Source organism: Flavobacterium sp. 9R, assembly GCF_902506345.1.
In the GTDB taxonomy this organism is placed as follows: Bacteria; Bacteroidota; Bacteroidia; order Flavobacteriales; family Flavobacteriaceae; genus Flavobacterium.
The window spans coordinates 1,736,229-1,754,932 of record NZ_LR733413.1 but is presented as its reverse complement, the minus strand read 5'-3'; the positions used below and the strand labels follow the sequence as shown (position 1 = coordinate 1,754,932).

At 34.3% G+C, this 18,704-nt stretch carries 17 protein-coding genes; all 17 read left to right on the top strand.

The features are described from left to right. The first annotated feature begins 14 nt into the window (after window positions 1-14). Entirely contained in the window at window positions 15-1,316 is a 1,302-nt protein-coding gene (locus tag FLAVO9AF_RS07740; protein WP_159686690.1) for an ABC transporter ATP-binding protein, read from the top strand. Continuing rightward, window positions 1,309-2,013, top strand: coding sequence for a class I SAM-dependent methyltransferase (locus FLAVO9AF_RS07735; RefSeq protein ID WP_159686684.1), 705 nt, complete (start codon window positions 1,309-1,311; stop codon window positions 2,011-2,013). The genes FLAVO9AF_RS07740 and FLAVO9AF_RS07735 overlap by 8 nt, the downstream gene beginning before the upstream one ends. Beyond that, entirely contained in the window at window positions 1,994-3,115 is a 1,122-nt protein-coding gene (locus tag FLAVO9AF_RS07730; protein ID WP_159686680.1) for a glycosyltransferase, read from the top strand. Before FLAVO9AF_RS07735 ends, FLAVO9AF_RS07730 begins: the two co-directional genes overlap by 20 nt. Next, a complete protein-coding gene (locus tag FLAVO9AF_RS07725; protein WP_159686677.1) occupies window positions 3,108-4,010 on the top strand; it encodes a glycosyltransferase family 2 protein in 903 nt (300 codons plus the stop codon). The genes FLAVO9AF_RS07730 and FLAVO9AF_RS07725 overlap by 8 nt, the downstream gene beginning before the upstream one ends. Continuing rightward, the gene (locus FLAVO9AF_RS07720) at window positions 4,010-4,846 is read left to right on the top strand and encodes a glycosyltransferase family A protein (protein WP_159686674.1); all 837 of its coding nucleotides are present in this window, start codon (window positions 4,010-4,012) and stop codon (window positions 4,844-4,846) included. Before FLAVO9AF_RS07725 ends, FLAVO9AF_RS07720 begins: the two co-directional genes overlap by 1 nt. Next, window positions 4,846-5,748, top strand: a complete 903-nt coding sequence (locus FLAVO9AF_RS07715; protein ID WP_159686672.1) for a glycosyltransferase family 2 protein — start codon at window positions 4,846-4,848, stop codon at window positions 5,746-5,748. The genes FLAVO9AF_RS07720 and FLAVO9AF_RS07715 overlap by 1 nt, the downstream gene beginning before the upstream one ends. Then, window positions 5,745-6,656 (top strand): glycosyltransferase family 2 protein, encoded by a 912-nt coding sequence (locus FLAVO9AF_RS07710; RefSeq protein WP_159686670.1) that lies wholly within the window; start codon window positions 5,745-5,747, stop codon window positions 6,654-6,656. Before FLAVO9AF_RS07715 ends, FLAVO9AF_RS07710 begins: the two co-directional genes overlap by 4 nt. Further along, a complete protein-coding gene (locus FLAVO9AF_RS07705; protein WP_159686667.1) occupies window positions 6,653-7,600 on the top strand; it encodes a glycosyltransferase in 948 nt (315 codons plus the stop codon). The genes FLAVO9AF_RS07710 and FLAVO9AF_RS07705 overlap by 4 nt, the downstream gene beginning before the upstream one ends. Next, window positions 7,590-8,501 (top strand): glycosyltransferase family 2 protein, encoded by a 912-nt coding sequence (locus FLAVO9AF_RS07700; RefSeq protein WP_159686665.1) that lies wholly within the window; start codon window positions 7,590-7,592, stop codon window positions 8,499-8,501. Before FLAVO9AF_RS07705 ends, FLAVO9AF_RS07700 begins: the two co-directional genes overlap by 11 nt. Continuing rightward, window positions 8,498-9,511 (top strand): glycosyltransferase family A protein, encoded by a 1,014-nt coding sequence (locus tag FLAVO9AF_RS07695; RefSeq protein ID WP_159686662.1) that lies wholly within the window; start codon window positions 8,498-8,500, stop codon window positions 9,509-9,511. The genes FLAVO9AF_RS07700 and FLAVO9AF_RS07695 overlap by 4 nt, the downstream gene beginning before the upstream one ends. Then, window positions 9,501-10,427, top strand: coding sequence for a glycosyltransferase family 2 protein (locus FLAVO9AF_RS07690; RefSeq protein WP_159686660.1), 927 nt, complete (start codon window positions 9,501-9,503; stop codon window positions 10,425-10,427). The genes FLAVO9AF_RS07695 and FLAVO9AF_RS07690 overlap by 11 nt, the downstream gene beginning before the upstream one ends. 99 nt (window positions 10,428-10,526) lie before the next feature. Next, complete coding sequence (locus FLAVO9AF_RS07685) at window positions 10,527-11,249, top strand: cytidylyltransferase domain-containing protein (RefSeq protein WP_159686657.1); 723 nt, start codon at window positions 10,527-10,529, stop codon at window positions 11,247-11,249. Window positions 11,250-11,310: 61 nt separating this feature from the next. Further along, the gene (locus tag FLAVO9AF_RS07680) at window positions 11,311-12,351 is read left to right on the top strand and encodes an N-acetylneuraminate synthase family protein (RefSeq protein ID WP_159686655.1); all 1,041 of its coding nucleotides are present in this window, start codon (window positions 11,311-11,313) and stop codon (window positions 12,349-12,351) included. A 716-nt stretch (window positions 12,352-13,067) separates the two neighbouring features. Beyond that, window positions 13,068-14,192: a UDP-N-acetylglucosamine 2-epimerase gene (gene neuC, locus FLAVO9AF_RS07675; protein ID WP_159686652.1), complete on the top strand. Its 1,125-nt coding sequence runs from the start codon at window positions 13,068-13,070 to the stop codon at window positions 14,190-14,192. A gap of 70 nt (window positions 14,193-14,262) precedes the next feature. Beyond that, window positions 14,263-15,666, top strand: a complete 1,404-nt coding sequence (locus FLAVO9AF_RS07670) for a UDP-glycosyltransferase (RefSeq protein ID WP_159686649.1) — start codon at window positions 14,263-14,265, stop codon at window positions 15,664-15,666. Window positions 15,667-15,849: 183 nt separating this feature from the next. After that, the gene (locus FLAVO9AF_RS07665; protein WP_159686646.1) at window positions 15,850-17,283 is read left to right on the top strand and encodes an MBOAT family protein; all 1,434 of its coding nucleotides are present in this window, start codon (window positions 15,850-15,852) and stop codon (window positions 17,281-17,283) included. Between the two features lie 608 nt (window positions 17,284-17,891). After that, on the top strand, window positions 17,892-18,224 hold the full coding sequence (locus tag FLAVO9AF_RS07660; protein WP_159686643.1) for a GIY-YIG nuclease family protein: 333 nt from the start codon (window positions 17,892-17,894) through the stop codon (window positions 18,222-18,224). Window positions 18,225-18,704 lie beyond the last annotated feature (480 nt).

Genomic DNA, 18,704 nt, shown 5'->3' with positions numbered 1-18,704 from the left:
TAGTGCGATAATTAATGGGTAAAGATATTATTTTAAAAGCCGAAAACATCTCCAAGCAATACCGATTAGGTACCGTTGGGACAGGTACGCTCAGTCACGACTTGAACCGTTGGTGGCACAAGATAAGAGGAAAAGAAGATCCGTATTTGAGAATTGGCGAGACTAATGATAGAACCACAAAAGGAGCGTCGGATTATGTTTGGGCTTTGCAAGATATTAATTTTGAGGTACAACGAGGAGAGGTACTGGGAATCATAGGAAAGAATGGCGCTGGGAAATCGACTCTGCTAAAGATTTTATCCAAAGTAACCGCACCCACCACGGGGAGCATCAAATCACGAGGACGTATTGCCTCTTTATTGGAAGTAGGTACTGGATTTAATGGTGAACTCACCGGACGCGAAAATGTCTATTTAAACGGTGCTATTTTAGGGATGACCAAAAAAGAAATCACTGCCAAGTTAGACGAAATCATAGCTTTCTCGGGTTGCGAGCGTTATATAGATACTCCTGTTAAAAGATACAGCAGTGGAATGACCGTGCGTTTGGCCTTTGCCGTAGCCGCATTCCTAGAACCTGAAATCTTAGTAATCGATGAGGTGTTAGCCGTAGGCGACGCCGAATTCCAAAAGAAAGCCATCGGTAAAATGCAAGACATCTCCAAAGGCGAAGGAAGGACGGTCTTGTTTGTGAGTCATAATATGGCGGCGGTGAAGAGTTTGTGTACGAGGGGGATTGTGATGGAGCAGGGGAGAGTGGTGTTTGAAGGGGGGATTAATGATTCAATCAACTTATATTTAAATTTAGATAAAAAGAAAAATACAAGTACCGAAGTTGTTATATCGGATAGTAATAGAAGGTTTGTTAATACCAAAGAGATTGAATTTTTATCAGCTAAACTTTTAAATCCGTTATACGAAAATTGTTTTGCTAACTCAAAAGATATAGTAGTTGGTTTAAATTTTAAGGTAAATAAAAAAGTAGCTAAGTATAGAATTGCTGGGTCAATTTTTAATAGTGAGGAATATAAAGTTGGTACTTTTTTTACGAATGACAAAGACTTTTATGCGCAAGGAGAGTTAGTATATGAGGAGCTTTCTATACATAACCATAATCTTGCAAAAGGAGAGTATTATTTTGCTTTATCAATTGGAATAGGGAATGAAGAATATGGTAATGTTGAGTATGATATTGTTTATGAGGTTTTAAATTTTGAAATTACTCACAAATTTGATTTGGATTCTCCAATTAATAAGTGGCCTAGAGATTGGGGAAATTTATCGTTTCAATCAAAACTAAAGGTATCAAATGAATAATGAATTTGTCAATATAAAGTGTACTTGCTATAATTTAGATAGGTTTTATATTAGGATGTCTATATTTAATGCTTTGAAAGTTACAATTCCTAAATTAAAAGATAATCTTCTAGATATAGGTTGTGGTAAGATGCCCTATAGAGAGTATATTTTAAAAAATAGCAGAGTGAATAACTATGTAGGTCTAGATATAGAAGATGCATTACAATACGATTCTGAAATTAAACCTGATTTTACTTGGAATGGAAAAGAAATGCCTTTTGAGGATAGTTCATTTGAATGTGCTTTTGGAACAGAAGTTTTAGAACACTGCCCAAATCCTGAAGTTGTTTTGAAGGAAGTTTTTAGGGTTTTAAAACCAAATGGGCTTTTCTTTTTTACGGTTCCATTTATATGGAATTTGCATGAAGTACCAAATGATGAGTATCGTTATACTCCTTTTTCATTGCAACGCCATTTGGAAGCATCAGGGTTTACTGATATAAAAATAAAAGCGACGGGTGGTTGGCACGCATCAATGGCTCAAATGCTAGGACTTTGGGTAAGAAGAAGCCCAATGAGTTCTAGAAAGCGAAATGTTTTGTCTTGTATTTCGAAACCTATAATTAAGTATCTAATTAAGTTGGATAAACCAGAGCATGTTGTTTTTAAAGAAGGTCAAATGATAACAGGATTGTATGGAACTGCAAAAAAATAAAATTGCGATGGTATCACCATCACAAAATGCATATTCTGAAACCTTTATTCAAGCCCAGAAAAAAGGACTTGATGGTATGGTGTTTTATTATTATGGAGGTGGCTTGCCGACTCATTTAGAGCAATATGGAAAATTGCTTCGTCGGAAATTTTTTTTAGTTTACAAAATTAAACGAAAATTAGGGTTTACTCATTTTAATGCAGATGAATTGGCTTTTATAGACTCTTTAAAAAAGAATAAAATACAAGTTGTATTAGCACAATATGGAACAACTGCAAACTGTATCGTAAAAATTTGTGAGTACTTGAGGATTCCTTTAATTACTCATTTTCATGGATACGACGCATCCGTCAATTCTGTTATTGAAAATTGTGACAACTACAAAAAAGTATTTGATTATAGTTCATCTGTAATTGCTGTTTCCATTTCAATGAGTGAAAAACTCATACAATTAGGTTGTTCAAAAGATAAAATATTATATAATACATACGGGCCAGATTGTTCCTTTGCAAATATTGTTCCCGAATTTATTGATTCAACTTTTATCGCCTTAGGTCGTTTTGTAAATAAAAAGGCTCCGTATTATACGATTTTAGCATTCAAGCAAGTGCATAGCCAATTTCCTGACTCAAGGCTTATTATAGGCGGTACTGGAGAATTATTAGAAGTCTGTATAAATTTAGTAAGAACTTTGGGATTGGAAGATGCTGTACAACTGCCAGGTATTATGGATAGAACTCAATTTGTAGAATATTTATCAAAAGGATTGGCTTTTGTACAACATTCCGTTACCGCTCAAAACGGTGATCAAGAGGGTACTCCGTTAGCTGTTTTAGAGGCATCAGCTGCAGGTTTACCTGTGGTTTCTACAAAGCATGCAGGTATTCCCGATGTAGTTATTGACGGAGAAACGGGTTTTATAGTCCAAGAACACGATGTGGATACTATGGCTGAAAAGATGATATTACTCTTAAAGAATAAAGAATTGGCAGTACAGTTGGGTAAGAATGGAAAAGAGAGAATTAAAAATGAATTTTCATTACATAGACATTTGAATGTTATCGATGATTTAATTGCAAGAATAATCAATACTTATGAATAATCCACTTTTTTCTATTTTAATAGCAAATTATAATAATGGTCATTTTTTTAAAGATTGTTACCAAAGTATTATATCCCAATCTTATGAGAATTGGGAAGCTATTATTGTAGATGATGGTTCAACGGATGATTCTATTACAATAATTCGAAATTTAATCCAAAACGATTCACGATTTAAGTTGTTTCTAAATGATAAAAACAGAGGTTGTGGTTATACAAAAAGTAGGTGTGCTACTCTAGCCAATGGAGTAATTCTTGGTTTTTTGGATCCTGATGATGCATTAAAAGAAAATGCTTTAGAGGCGATGATTCAGTCACATTTTGAAAATCCTGATGTTGCTATCGTAACTTCAAAATTTGATTTGGTTGATTTAAACATGAATTTTATAGAAGCTGGAAGACAAGGTGCTAGTATTTCAAAGGACAAATCATATTTAACTTCTGTACAAGGAATATTAACAGCTTTTGCGACTTTCAAAAAAGCCAAATACATTATGTCTGAAGGTATTGATGTTAAAATGAAAAGAGCTGTGGATCAGGATTTGTATTATAAACTAGAAGAGCAAGGAAGGCATTTATTTTTAGATGTATCTCTTTATTTATATCGTATTAATGAGAATAGTATTTCGGCTAATGCTAATGTTTATAAAGCACAATATTGGCATTTTTATTCGCAGGTTAAAGCATACAAAAGAAGAAAAAAGTTAAATTTAGTAATAGATAATTTTTCTAAAGTTCAATTAAAGAAGTTAAAGTCTAATTATTATATGCTTCGATTTGAAAGAGCGAAAGATTTGAACCAGTTTTGTAAAAGATATTATTTTTTGATAAAAGCTATCGCAATTTTTCCTACACATAAACTACAATATAAATTAAAATCATTATTTGACCTGTGATGTATCACCCTAGAGTATCAATTATTGTTCCTTGTTATAACCAAGCCCAGTATTTGGCTGAGGCTTTACAATCTGTATTGGGCCAGACGTATGAGAACTGGGAATGTATTATCGTTAACGATGGTAGTCCAGATAATACAAAAGAGGTAGCTCAAGAATGGGTAAAAAAAGACTCTAGATTTATTTATTTGTATAAAGAAAATGGAGGACTGAGTAGTGCTAGGAATGCTGGTATTGCTATTGCAGATGGAGAGTTTATTCTCCCGTTAGATGGGGATGATCGAATTGGAAAAGATTATACTTTATTAGCTATGAAAGCTTTTCAAGAAGATTCTGATTTAAAATTGGTCTACTGTAAAGCTGAAAAGTTTGGAGAGGAATCGGGGAGTTGGGATTTGCCTGATTTTTCGCTTCTTAATTTGGCTAGGCAAAATATGATCTTTTGTTCTGCTTTTTTTAGAAAAAAGGAATGGGAGAGAGTTGGAGGTTATGATGTTAATATGATTTATGGTTGGGAAGATTGGGAATTTTGGATTACCATTTTAAAAGCTGGGGGTGAAGTAAAATGTTTGGATGAAGTTGGTTTTTACTATAGAGTTAAAGAAGTCTCTATGATAAAAATGATTGATAAAATCAACCAGCAAAAAAATTTGGAATATGTAGGTGTTAAACATGCTGATTTTTTTATCCAACAGTTTGGTACATTTTGGAGTATCGAAAATCAAATATCAGTTATTAAGAAAAAGCATGAAACTAATTTAAAAAGCGAAAAGTTTGTTGTTGATTTGTTTTGCAAGACTTTTTTTGGGTTTACGATTTTTGGAATTTTAAAATAATGCTCGCAATAGTTATCCCATATTATAAACTTACCTTCTTCGAGGCAACCTTGCAGTCCTTGGCACAACAAACGTGTCAAGATTTTAAGGTGTATATAGGTAATGATGCCAGTCCTGAAGATCCTTCGATGATGATAGAAAATTATAACGGAATGTTTGATTTTTTGTACCATCGATTTGAAAGCAATTTAGGAGAGACTTCATTGACAAAACAATGGGAAAGATGTATAGCACTATCGGGTAATGAAGAGTGGTTGATGATTTTGGGGGATGATGATGTGTTGGGAGAAAAAGTAGTTGAAGAGTTTTATAAAAATTTAGAGGAGATTACGCAAAGGGGAATCAATGTTGTACGATTTTCAACTCAAATTATAGATGAAATAACCAATACAACTTCTAAAATTTTTGTAAATCCTAATTTTGAAAATGCTGCTGATTTTTATTGCAGGAGAAATTTAGGTTTAGTAAGATGTTCTTTATCTGAACATATTTTTAGAAAGAAAAGTTATGTAAAGTATTCTTTTCAAGATTATCCACTGGCTTGGCATAGTGATGATTATGCTTGGATTCAGTTTTCAGAAAGCAAACCAATACTAGCCATAAATAGTGAAAAAGTAAGCATACGAGTGTCAAATGAAAGTTTGACAGGAAGTAAAACTAATCTAAAAGATAAGAGAATTGCTGAATCTATGTTTTATATGGATTTAGTTAAGCATAATTTGAATTTATTTAACAAAGGAGAGCGATTTAAGTTTTTAATGAAAGCTGAAGTGTCAATTAAAAAGTATAGGAAATTAAGCTTAGAAGAATGGAATATTTTGTTTTTGAAATATGTTCATAATTTTGCATTTATTCCTTTTTTAAAATTTACAAGAAGATTCTTGAAAAGTTTTTATCAATGAAACAGGCTCTAATATCCATAATCATCCCTACCTACAATCGAGCCCACTTAATTGGTGAAACCCTTGATAGTATTTTGTCGCAAACATATTCTAATTGGGAATGTATTATTGTGGATGATGGGAGTTCTGATGATATTGCTGGGGTTTTGATAAGTTATATTGAAAGAGATTCTAGATTTAAGTTTTTTAGAAGAGCAGATGATAAAATAAAAGGAGCAAGTTCGTGCAGGAATATTGGTTTTGAATTGAGCCAAGGGGAATATATTCAGTATTTAGATTCGGATGATATAATTTCTGCTAATAAATTAGAAGCTCAACTTGAGGTGCTTTTGCGAGAAAGTGAAACTACTTGCGCAATTTGTAAATGGGGAGTTTTTGATAAATATCCTGAGGAAAGTATTGTAAAGGAAAGTATGCCTTATTACAAAAATTGGGTTTCTATTAAAGATTTTTTTGATGTTTTAGGAGAATATGGACTATATGTTCCAATACACTCGTATTTGATTTCAAGAAATATGGTTGTAAATGCAGGAAAGTGGAATGAAGATTTGTGTATCAATGATGATGGAGAGTTTTTTACTAGATTATTATTAAAAACAACTAAAATTGTATATGTAGAAAAAGCAATGGTTTTTTACAGGAAAAATAATGAAAATGGGTTAAGCAGCTATAATAATCAAAAATTAAAAAAAATAAAATATAGTTGGAAACTAATTGAAAATCATTTGAAACCAATTTATATAGGTGAGAAAATACAATATGTCTTAAGTGCCAAGAAGAGAATTTTTGAACAGACTAAAGAGGGATTTCCTTTCTTTTTTGTTTTGAATTTCTATTTTTTTAGAGAGATTATTGTTCACTATTATTCTAAACGAATATGGCAAAAAATAAAAAATAATTATAAATGATTTCTGTAATAATTCCAGTTTACAACTCAGCATTGTATATCCAAAAAGCAATTGAATCTGTTTTGGAACAACCTGAGGATATTGAGATTGTTATTGTCGATGATGGAAGTACAGATTCCTCTTTGACTATTTGTCAAAAGATGGCAAATGATAATAGTACAATTAAAGTAATTCAGCATCCAGATAAGAGAAATCATGGTCGTTCAGCCAGTAGGAATTTAGGGATTAAAACTTCAGTGGGTAAGTATATAGCATTTTTGGATGCTGATGATTATTATTTGCCGGGTAGGTTTGCAAATGATTTAAAAATACTGGATTCGGAGGAAAGTATAGATGGTGTTTACAATGCAATAAGTGCTCATTTTTATAGAGAATTTACTTTAACAGAAAAGAACAAATTGCAGTTAACAACGCTACGAGAGAAAGTAGCACCAGATAAGTTGTTTGAAAGTATGGGACCAATTGGTCATTTGGGCTATTTTTCTGGCATTGGGTTAACGGCAAATAGGAGCGTTTTTGAAAAAACAGGTTTTTTTAATGAAGAACTAGTCGTTGCAGAAGATACAGAATTATGGATACGAATGGCACTTGTTGCCAACTTGAGATCGGGGAATATCAATCAACCAGTAGCAATGCGTGGTGTACATTACAGCAATAGTTCTTTTAAAGAGCATGATTTGTATGAAATTAATAATCTGAAAATGTATGAGTCATTATTAAGGTGGAGCTTCGAAAAACAAGTACCAAATAGGAGAATAGATTTGCTCTGGAAAAAAATATGGGTTAATAGGGGGATAAATAATAAAGGCTTAACTTCGGATTTAGTTTATTGGTTCGGTAGTGTTATAAATCACCCTACCTTATTAAGTTTAAAAAGGGTTTATACAACATTCCCAGTTTTTAAAAGAGTCAAATATATTTTACAATTAAAAGATGTCAGATAAATTAGTTTCAATTATTATACCAGTTTACAATAGAGCGCTTTTGATTGGAGAAACACTTGAAAGTATTTTGTGTCAGTCCTATGCAAATTGGGAGTGTTTATTAATTGATGATGGTTCATCTGACAATACTGCTCAAATAGTCAATGATTATGTTTTAAGAGATAGTCGTTTTCAGTATTACTTTCGACCTATAAATAGAAAAAAGGGCGCCAATGCTTGTCGTAACATTGGATTTGAATTGAGTAAAGGTGACTATATCCAATGGTTTGACAGTGATGATTTGATGCACAAAGATAAACTGAAACTCAAAATAGAATGTTTAGACCAATCTAAAGTAGATTTTGTCGTTTGTGAAGGAATCGAATATAAAAATACTATAGATAATGTTGTTCACCATTGGAATGAGATTCAGAGTAATTCAGTATTGTTAGATCATATTCTTGGAAAAGTTAATTTTCATACTAATGGACCATTATTTAAAAGATCATTTTTAAAGAATGTTCCTCTTTTCAATGAGAGTCTTCAACGAAAACAAGAATGGGAATTTTATTCAAGATTGCTCACTCTCTCAATAAATTATAAACCACTGAATTTACCTTTGTATTATTTTAGATTACATAATGAAAGTATAAATGGTTTAAATGCTATTACTACTTTAAAATCAAGAATTATATCCAATAGTTTAGTTTTTAAATTAGCTAAAAATAATTTAAAAGAGTATGATTTGGAGATTGTGAGGAAACAATTTTTTAATAAATACCTTATGTTTTTTAAAATTGCTAAGAGTCAAAACAAAGTTTATTTTATGTTCTTGTCTGTATTCTATGCCATTTTAATTTTGACACCGAGAATGTTCTTTAGCTTACTTTTTAAAGTTATAAAAAGAAAATTAAAAAGATGAGAATAGGCTATAATCCACAAAAAGACAAAGTTCAAGAAGAATCTAGATATCTTCATCAGGTGATTATTCCTGTGTATATTCCGAGCCAAGAAGGGTATTTTAAGGATAGTTTTGCGATTTTAAAATTGTGTTTAGAGTCCTTATTGACCACGGTACATGAAAAAACATTTATCACAATAGTTAATAATGGGAGTGAAAAAATTGTTGCAGCTTACCTTGATTTACTTTTAGAAGAAAATAAAATACAAGAACTCATTCATACCGAAAATATTGGGAAGCTTAATGCTATTTTAAAAGGCTTGGCTGGGAATGCTATTGAGTTGGTTACTATCTCTGATTCGGATGTATTATTTTTGCCAAATTGGCAAAAAGAAACCCTAAAAGTATTTATGGAGGTTTCGAAAGCTGGAGTGGTTGGTATAGTTCCTCAATTTAAGACGTATGAGAGTAATTGTGGGAATGCGTTATTTGATTCTCTATTTAATTCTAAACTTCGATTTGTACCAGTAAAAAACAAAGAATCCTTAATTCGTTTTTATGATAGTTTGGGTTGGGATAGGAATTATAACCAAGATTACTTAGCCTATGCATTAGCTTTAGAAGTCAATCCTGAGTTAAGCGTTTTGATAGGTTCGGGACATTTTGTAGCTACTTATAAAAAAGATATTTTTGAATCTGTGCTTACTTATATTGGGTACAAAATGGGAGGATCAAGTGAAGGTTATTTGGATACTTTGCCTTTGGAAAAAGATTATTGGAGATTAACCACAGCGGATAATTATGCCTATCATATGGGCAATACAATCGAGAATTGGATGGTGGTCGATATTCCAAATAAAAGTAAAGAAAATGTTATTGTTGAATACAGTTTTCTGAAAAGAAAAAAAATAAACAGCATTTTGTATTTTATAAAAAACAGACTTTTTGTAAAGTTTATTTCTGTAAAAATTTTAGTAAAACTTTTTTTGAAATGGAAAAAATTGCCTAAAGAAATGATTGATGCCTACTAAAATACAAGACAAAATAAAATTTTCTATCCTAATCACAACCAAAAACCGTTTGCCTGATTTGGTGTATACGTTACAACGCATTCAGCATTTGATTGAAAGAGAGGACGTAGTTTGTGTGATTTGTGATGATGGTTCTCAAGACGGAACTTCGGATTATATACTGCAGCATTATCCAAACATTATTTTGCATACTAATGGACAATCTAGAGGCTATTTATTTTGCAGGAACAAAATGTTGAATGAAACTCAAGCAGATTATGCCATTTCATTAGATGATGATGCACACTTTGTTACTGTACAGCCGCTAGAAAGCATTGCTGCCTATTTTGGAGAAAACCTCAAGGTAGGTTTGCTAGGACTTAGAGTCTTTTGGTCTAAAGAACAACTATCAGAAACTACGTCAACTGAACATTCTATTCGAATGAAAAGTTTTGTAGGTTGCGGTCACGTATGGCGAATAGCGGCTTGGAGAGCTATTCCGAATTACCCTGAATGGTTTGTTTTTTATGGAGAAGAAGATTTCGCTTCGTATCAATTATTCAAACAGCATTGGGAAATTCATTATTTGCCTGAAGTTTTAGTACATCACAGAGTGGATATCAAAGCAAGAAAAACTCAAGCGGATTATAGTCTTCGTTTAAGGCGTTCATTACGTTCTGGATGGTATTTGTATTTCTTGTTTTATCCTTTAAAAAGTATACCAAGAAAAATGGGCTACTCTCTTTGGATGCAATTCAAATTGAAAGTATTTAAAGGAGATTGGAGAGCTTTACAAGCAATCGTTTCGGCATTGTTTGATTTACTAAAGGCTACTCCTAAAATTATAAAAAACAGCAATCGATTGACTTCAGAGGAATATAGAGCTTATCAAAAATTAGAAGACGCTAGAATTTATTGGGCACCCAAAAAAGAATAGCTTTGCTATAATCGTTCAAATTGAAAAGAGCATTTTCAATTTGAACGATTTATGATAAAAATTTTTATAACTTGTTAGTTATTATATAATTGTTTGCAAATGAAAACTATAGCAATAATTCCCGCTAGAGGAGATTCGAAGCGACTTCCTAAAAAAAATGTACTGCCTTTAGGAGACTTGCCTTTATTGGTACATTCCATACGCTATGCTTTGGTAAATAGTGAAATTATTGACGCTGTTTATGTTTCTACTGATGATGTAGCAATAAAAGAGATAGCCATAGCAAACGGAGCTCAAGTTATTGATAGACCTAAGAATATTTCGGGTGATTTGGAACCCACTGTTTCTGCATTGCGGCATGTGTTGGAATCGATAAATGAGGAAGTGGCGTATGTTATTTTGCTACAACCTACCAATCCATTGCGACCATTGAATTTGTTAAAGGAGGCTTTTGATATTTTTACAAAAGGAAACTATAACAGCCTTTTTACCGTTACTAGAAACCATCAGAAATTTGGGAAAATAATTGACAATACATTCCAGCCTTACAACTATAAACTGGGGCAACGCAGTCAGGATTTAGAGCCTTTGTTTTATGAAAATGGATTGCTGTACATAACCAAAGCATCTCTGATTTTGCCTCTCGATTTAGCCTGTCCTGAGCGAAGTCGAAGGGCTCGAGATGACAGTAAAATTATTTCAGAAAATGCTTTTCCATTCGAAGTAAATCATATTTTTGCCACTGTTGACATCGATACTCTAGAAGACTTTGAGTATGCGGAGTATTTAATGGATAAAGTGTCTCGACTGCGCTCGACTTGACACAATACGATATATTTGTCACCTCGAGCGCAGTCGAGAGGCATAACTCATAACTCATTTTATGAATCCATTTATAGAAATAGCAAGTAGAAAAATAGGCCCAGATTATCCACCTTTGGTGATTGCCGAAATTGGCATAAACCACGAAGGGTCATTGGAAGTAGCCAAAGCAATGGTAGATGCTGCTCAACGAGCTGGAGTGGAAGTAGTGAAACACCAGACCCATATCGTCGAAGATGAAATGGCAGGAGCAGCCAAGAATGTAATTCCAGGAAATGCCGATGTTTCTATCTACGAAATTATGGAGCGTTGCTCGTTGAATGAAGCAGACGAATTGGAATTGAAAAAGTATGTAGAAAGTAAGGGGATGATTTTTATCTCAACTCCTTTCTCTCGAGCCGCTGCCGAACGATTGAAAAAATTCGATATACCCGCTTATAAAATTGGATCAGGAGAGTGCAATAATTATCCGCTTTTGGAACATATTGCTTCTTTTGGCAAACCAGTTATTTTGAGTACCGGAATGAATACTATTGAAAGTATTTGCAAAGCGGTGGCTATTTTTGACCGTCATCAAGTACCAGTGGCTTTGTTGCATACCACCAATTTGTATCCTACACCTATACATTTGGTTCGATTTGGAGCCATGACGCAAATGCATAACGCTTTTCCAGATAAAGTATTTGGATTAAGCGATCATACACTGAATAACAATGCCTGTTTGGGAGCAGTCGCTTTGGGAGCTAGTATTTTAGAACGCCATTTTACGGATCACATGCAGCGCACCGGACCCGATATTGTATGTAGTATGGATGAGGCAACTACCAAAGAATTGATTGTTAGTTCGAATGAAATTTGGCAAATGCGAGGCGGTGTTAAAGCTCCTGCCCAAGAAGAGCAAGTGACTATTGATTTTGCTTTTGCTACCGTTTGTGCTATTTCGGATATCAAAGAAGGAGAACTATTTACCAAACAGAATATTTGGGTAAAACGCCCTGGTACTGGTGCCATTTTGGCGGAACACTTTGAATCGTTAATAGGTAAAAAAGCGACTCGAGTTATTGCAAATGATGAACAGTTGAGTTGGGAGGATATTAGATAACACACCCCCAGCCCCTCTCTAGAGGGGAGTTAGGAGTGCAAATAATCAGCTGAACGGAATAGAAGAATGACTTATAAAGCCTTAAATGTTAATGTTAACATTGGCGCATTCCTCTCTTGAAATCGTAGATTCAACGACTCCAAAAAAAAAAAATAGTAACTGGAGTTAGAGGAGTTAGGGGTGTATTTTAAATAATAACAACTCGTTGGTTGAAATGTAAATTAAAATAAAGAATTAACCACACTTCGATGCCTCAGTGCAGGCTAGAATCATAGATTAAAGCAAGTCTACAGAGAAAAAACAGAAATAGCACTATTTCTCACATAGATAAGCTATGTGGATAGTAAAACGTCTATTTTTTCTCTTAAAAAAACTACAAATTCTATGTGTCTATGTGGTAAAAATAATTTCACCAAACGAGTATTAATAGTAATATTTTATACATTTACCTCCCAACCTCCTCTAATTCCTTTTTTATCTTTTATTAAGGAATCGTTGCATCTTTGATTTTATGAGTGGACTTAAAACTTAATTATCAAAATTTAAAAATTACATCTCATCATTATTGACCAAAATAGCTAATTTAGCACTCACGAATCTCCTCTATAGAGGGGTTAGGGTGTGTTCAATTGAAAAGTTGAGTCAGAACAAAGCCATAAATTTGAACACCCCCTTTAAAGGATGAGTCAAAATCATGTCTCACATTCAATAAGTAAATGAAAAAAATCGTATTTCTAACGGGTACTCGTGCCGATTTTGGTAAAATAAAATCATTGATTTCAATTCTGGAATTACATCCTGAATTTGAAGTTTTTGTTTTTGTGACGGGTATGCATTTGCAGGAGGAATACGGCTATACTTTATTAGAGATTGAACGTTGTGGTTTTAGCCACATTCATACTTTTTCAAATCACACCCATGAAACGACTATGGATTTGACTTTGGCAAAAACCATAGAAGGCTTGTCAGGGTATGTAAAAGAAATACAACCCGATTTAATCGTCGTTCATGGGGATCGAGTAGAGACTTTGGCGGGAGCGATTGTAGGTTCTTTGAATAATATTTTGGTAGCACACATTGAAGGCGGAGAGGTGTCGGGCACAGTAGATGAATTGATTCGCCACAGTGTGAGTAAATTGAGCCATATTCATTTTGTTTCCAACACTGAGGCAGCACAGAGATTACAGCAGATGGGCGAAATCAAGGAATCTATTTTTACTATCGGTTCGCCTGATATTGATATTATGTTTTCGGAGCAACTTCCGGATCTAGCCGTTGCTAAAAGCTATTATCAATTGGATTTTGAAGCATATGCCATTGCCATGTTTCATCCTGTAACTACCGAGATTGATCAGATGGAAGCCTATGCCCAGAACTTCGTTGGTGCCTTGCTTGCTGATCGTCATAATTATTTGGTGGTCTATCCAAATAATGATTTAGGCAGCCGATTGGTTTTAAAAGCTTACGAAGCTTTGAAAGACAATCCCAGATTCCGCATCATACCTTCTTTGCGTTTTGAATATTTTCTGACCTTGTTGAAAAATAGTCAATTCATTATAGGCAACAGCAGTGCAGGGATTCGAGAGGCACCTTATTACGGAATTCCGATTATCAATATAGGAACTCGTCAACAAAACAGAGCGGTTCATGCGGATATCCTTCATGTTGATTATCAATCAGCGTCTATTTTGGCAGCACTTACTACTATCGATGTTCATAAAGTAAACGTCGGGAATTCAGATTTTGGACAAGGGAACAGCGCACAGTTGTTTTTGGAATGTCTTAAGGAAACAACGCTTTGGAATAGCAATCATCAGAAACAGTTTAGAGATAACTTTTAAACCTTTTGAGGGTTTGGAACTCGGAAAAAGGTATACCTCAAAAAGAGTGGAATAAAACAAAAACAAACAATTGACAACAAAACCAAAAATAGTAATCTTATTGCCTGACGGTATTGGACTTCGAAATTTTGCCTATTCTGAATTTCATACTATCGGAGAAAAAGAAAATTTCGACCTCGTGTTTTGGAATAACACCCCATTTGATTTAAAGACACTTGGTTTTACCGAAATTAAAATCGGAAATTCTAAATCCCATCCTCTAACCGAGACCTATAAGAATGCTCGCAAGCAAATAGAGTTAAACCTGAATATTCGAAGGACTAAAGACCGCGTTTATGACACCTATCGTTTCCCTTTTTCGTACAATACTGTAAAAAAGGCGATTAAGAGCAGTGTTACTCAATTAATGACTTTTACGCATTCTTCTCAATATGGATTAACTCGTATTCGGAAAATAATCAAACAGAAAGAGCGTAAAACCTTTTATTATCATCAGTGTTTGGAAACCTTACAAAAGGAACGACCTGCCCTTGTGTTTTGTACCAATCAGCGTCCGATGACGGCTATTGCTCCTTTGTTGGCGGCAGAAGAATTGGGTATTCCGACAGCCACCTTTATTTTCTCTTGGGATAATTTGCCCAAAGCCACAATGGTAGTCGAAACGGATTATTATTTTGTATGGAGTGATTTGATGAAAAAGGAATTGCTAATGTATTATCCTTATATCAAAGTATCGCAAGTTTTCATCACTGGCACTCCACAGTTTGAGTCGCATTTTGATAAGGCCAAGATACTGTCTAAAGAAGATTTTTGTAAACAGTACCACTTAGATTTAAATAAAAGATACATCTGCTACTCGGGTGATGATGTGACTACTTGTCCTGATGATCCCAAATATTTAGAAGATGTGGCTATAGCTGTTCGTGAATTGAATCAAAAAGGGCATGCACTAGGTGTTGTTTTTAGACGTTGTCCAGTTGATTTCTCTACTCGTTATGATAAAGTCTTGGAAGACTATAAAGATGTAATTGCTCCAATTGTTCCTCTTTGGGAACGAATCGGAGAAGGTTGGAATACGATATTGCCTACGCCTGATGATATTGCGCTACAAAATGTAACCATTGAGCATACGGAAATGGTTGTCAATTTGGGTTCTTCTATGGTATTTGATTATGTGGCGCATCACAAACCGTGTGCTTTTATCAATTACGATGTTGACCAAAAGATAATTACCGATTGGTCGGTTAAAAAAATATACCAATATGTTCATTTTTGTTCCATGCCCAACAAAGAAGCTGTTTTATGGATCAATAGTCCAAATGAAATCTCGGCAATCATCGAAAAAGGAATCACAACACCTTCGTCAATAATCGAAAATGCCCAAAAATGGTTTGAAGTAATCAATCAACAGCCACCGCAAGTAGCTTCTCAACGAATTTGGAAAGCCATAAAAACTATCATTTCTAAAGAATAATGCGTTTCTTTGCACTTAAAAAAAGCGAGTAGTATCAAAAAAATAAACAAAGCCATTCTCATTACTAGTTTTTAAAATTTGTGTAATCTGTGCAATCCGTGTTTTTTGATTTAAATCATTTATTTATTAGTATTCATACTATTCGTGTTTGATTTTTATTTTGAGTGAATTTTAATATAAAGTATGTTTTTCAATTCTTTGGCTTTTGCCATTTTCCTTCCCTTAGTGTTTTTTTTGTACTGGTTTGTTTTCAATAAAACCAAAAACACTCAAAATGCTTTACTTATACTTGCTAGCTATTACTTCTATTCCTGCTGGGATTGGCGGTTTTTATTCCTGTTAGTGTTTTCTACTTTTTTGGATTATTATACAGGTATTCAAATTGAAAAAAGCACCAATGAAAAAGGACGAAAGTTTTGGTTTTGGCTTAGTGTTATTGTCAACTTGGGATTTTTAGGGGTTTTTAAATACTTCAATTTCTTCTCGAATTCGTTTGCTCAATTGTTTACTTCTCTTGGGTTTAAAGCGAGTCCACTACTTCTGGATGTGATTCTTCCTGTTGGAATTTCTTTTTACACCTTTCATGGCTTATCCTACGTCATTGATATTTATTACAAGCGCATCAAAGCGGAGTATAACTTTGTCGATTATTCTTTATTTGTGAGTTATTTTCCCCTGTTGGTGGCAGGACCAATCGAAAGAGCCACTCATTTGTTGCCTCAGGTCAAAGTACAACGAACCTTCGATTTAGAAAAAGCTAAAGAAGGCCTTGCTCAATTCGTTTGGGGATTGGTCAAAAAAGTAGTCATTGCGGATACCTGCGCTACTTATGCGAATGCAGTTTTTGATAACTATCCCTCAATGAATTCGTTATCCTTGATGCTGGGAGCTATTTATTTTGCATTTCAAATTTATGGTGATTTTTCAGGCTATTCCGATATGGCTTTAGGGATGTCAAAACTGTTTGGAATTGATTTATTGAAAAACTTCAATTATCCCTATTTTTCAAGAGATATCGCCGAGTTCTGGAGACGTTGGCACATTTCGTTGTCCTCTTGGTTCAGGGATTATTTATATATTCCGCTTGGAGGCAGTCAAGGTGGAATGTGGTACAAGATTCGCAATACCTTTATTATTTTCTTAGTGAGTGGCTTTTGGCACGGTGCCAATTGGACCTATGTGGTTTGGGGATTATTAAATGCCATTTACTTTCTACCTTTATTGGTATTGCAAAAAAACAGGAACAATACCGGCCCTGTGTTATGGAGCTACGACTGGAAAGGAATACAAACCATTTGGAACATTCTTTTGACTTTTACTTTAAGTACAATTGCTTGGGTCTTTTTTAGAGCAAAATCCATAACCGATGCGGTTTTGTATTTAAAGCAAATGGTCATCAACGGAGATTTTAGTTCGCAGTATTTGTCAAACGAAAGGTACAATTACGAAATACTCCTTTTAATTGGTGTTTTTGTAGTGGTAGAATGGAACAACAGAAACCGAGTAGAGCCCTTATCAGGGCGCTATAGTCTTCTTAAATTTGGTTTAGCTATTGCAGCCATTATGGCTTTAGGGACTTTTTCGGATTATAAGGAGTTTATTTATTTTCAGTTTTAAGAATAAAGCGTCTCGACTGCGCTCGACGTGACAGAGAGATATGATTTAATTAGTTGTCAAATCGAGCGCAGTCGAGATTGTTGTTTATAAAGGAAAATTGCTATTTAAAGGGGTCTCGACTGCGCTCGACTTGACAGTTTGAGTTGAGAGTTTTGTTGTCAAATCGAGCGCAGTGAGATTGTTGTTTATAAAGAAAAATTGCTATTTAAAGGGTCTCGACTGCGCTCGACCTGACAGTTTGAGTTGAGAGTTTTGTTGTCAAATCGAGCGCAGTCGAGATTGCTTTATTAGAAATAAATTTGAGTATACAGTAGGGTCTCAACTGCGCTCGACCTGACAGTTTGAGTTGAGAGTTTTGTTGTCAAATTGAGCGCAGTCGAGATTGCTTTATTAGAAAGAAATTTGAGTATAAAGTAGGGGCTCGACTGCGCTCGACCTGACAGTTTGAGTTGAGAGTTTTTGTTGTCAAATCGAGCGCAGTCGAGATTGCTTTATTATAAAGAAATTTGAGTATAAAGTGGGTCTCGACTGCGCTCGACCTGACAGTTTGAGTTGAGAGTTTTGTGGTCAAATCGAGCGCAGTCAAGATGATTTTTAAAATATAAATTATGAAATTCTACTATGTTTATATTTTGGAGTGTAAGGATGCTTCCTTGTATGTGGGAGTCACCTCGGATATGGACAGAAGATTGAATGAACATAATGCAGGTAAATACCCAGATGCATATACACATTCTAGAAGACCAGTAAAATTGGTTTTTTGTCAAGAGTTTATGGATCCTAATCAGGCAATTGAGTTTGAGAAAAAAATTAAGAAGTGGAGTAGATTAAAAAAGCAAGCTTTGATTGATGGCAATTTTGATAGGTTGCAAAATTTATCAGAATGTAGAAATGCTACTCATTATAAATATGATCCTAATAAGGGAGAAGAGTTTGAGTAAAGGGTCTCAACTGCGCTCGACCTGACAGTTTGATTTGAGATCATTTGTTGTCAAATTGAGCGCAGTCGAGATTGCTTTATTAGAAAGAAATTTGAGTATAAAGTAGGGGCTCGACTGCGCTCGACCTGACAGTTTGAGTTGAGAGTTTTTGTTGTCAAATCGAGCGCAGTCGAGATTGCTTTATTATAAAGAAATTTGAGTATAAAGTGGGTCTCGACTGCGCTCGACCTGACAGTTTGAGTTGAGAGTTTTGTTGTCAAATCGAGCGCAGTCGAGATTGCTTCATTATAAAGAAATTTGAGTATACAGTAGGGTCTCGACTGCGCTCGACCTGACAGTTTGAGGCAAGAGTTTTTGTTATTAAATCGAGCGGAGTCGAGATTGCTTTATTAGAAATAAATTTGAGTATATAGTAGGGTCTCGACTGCGCTCGACCTGACATAGAGCATAAAGTAACATAAGAATAAGATAGAATCACAA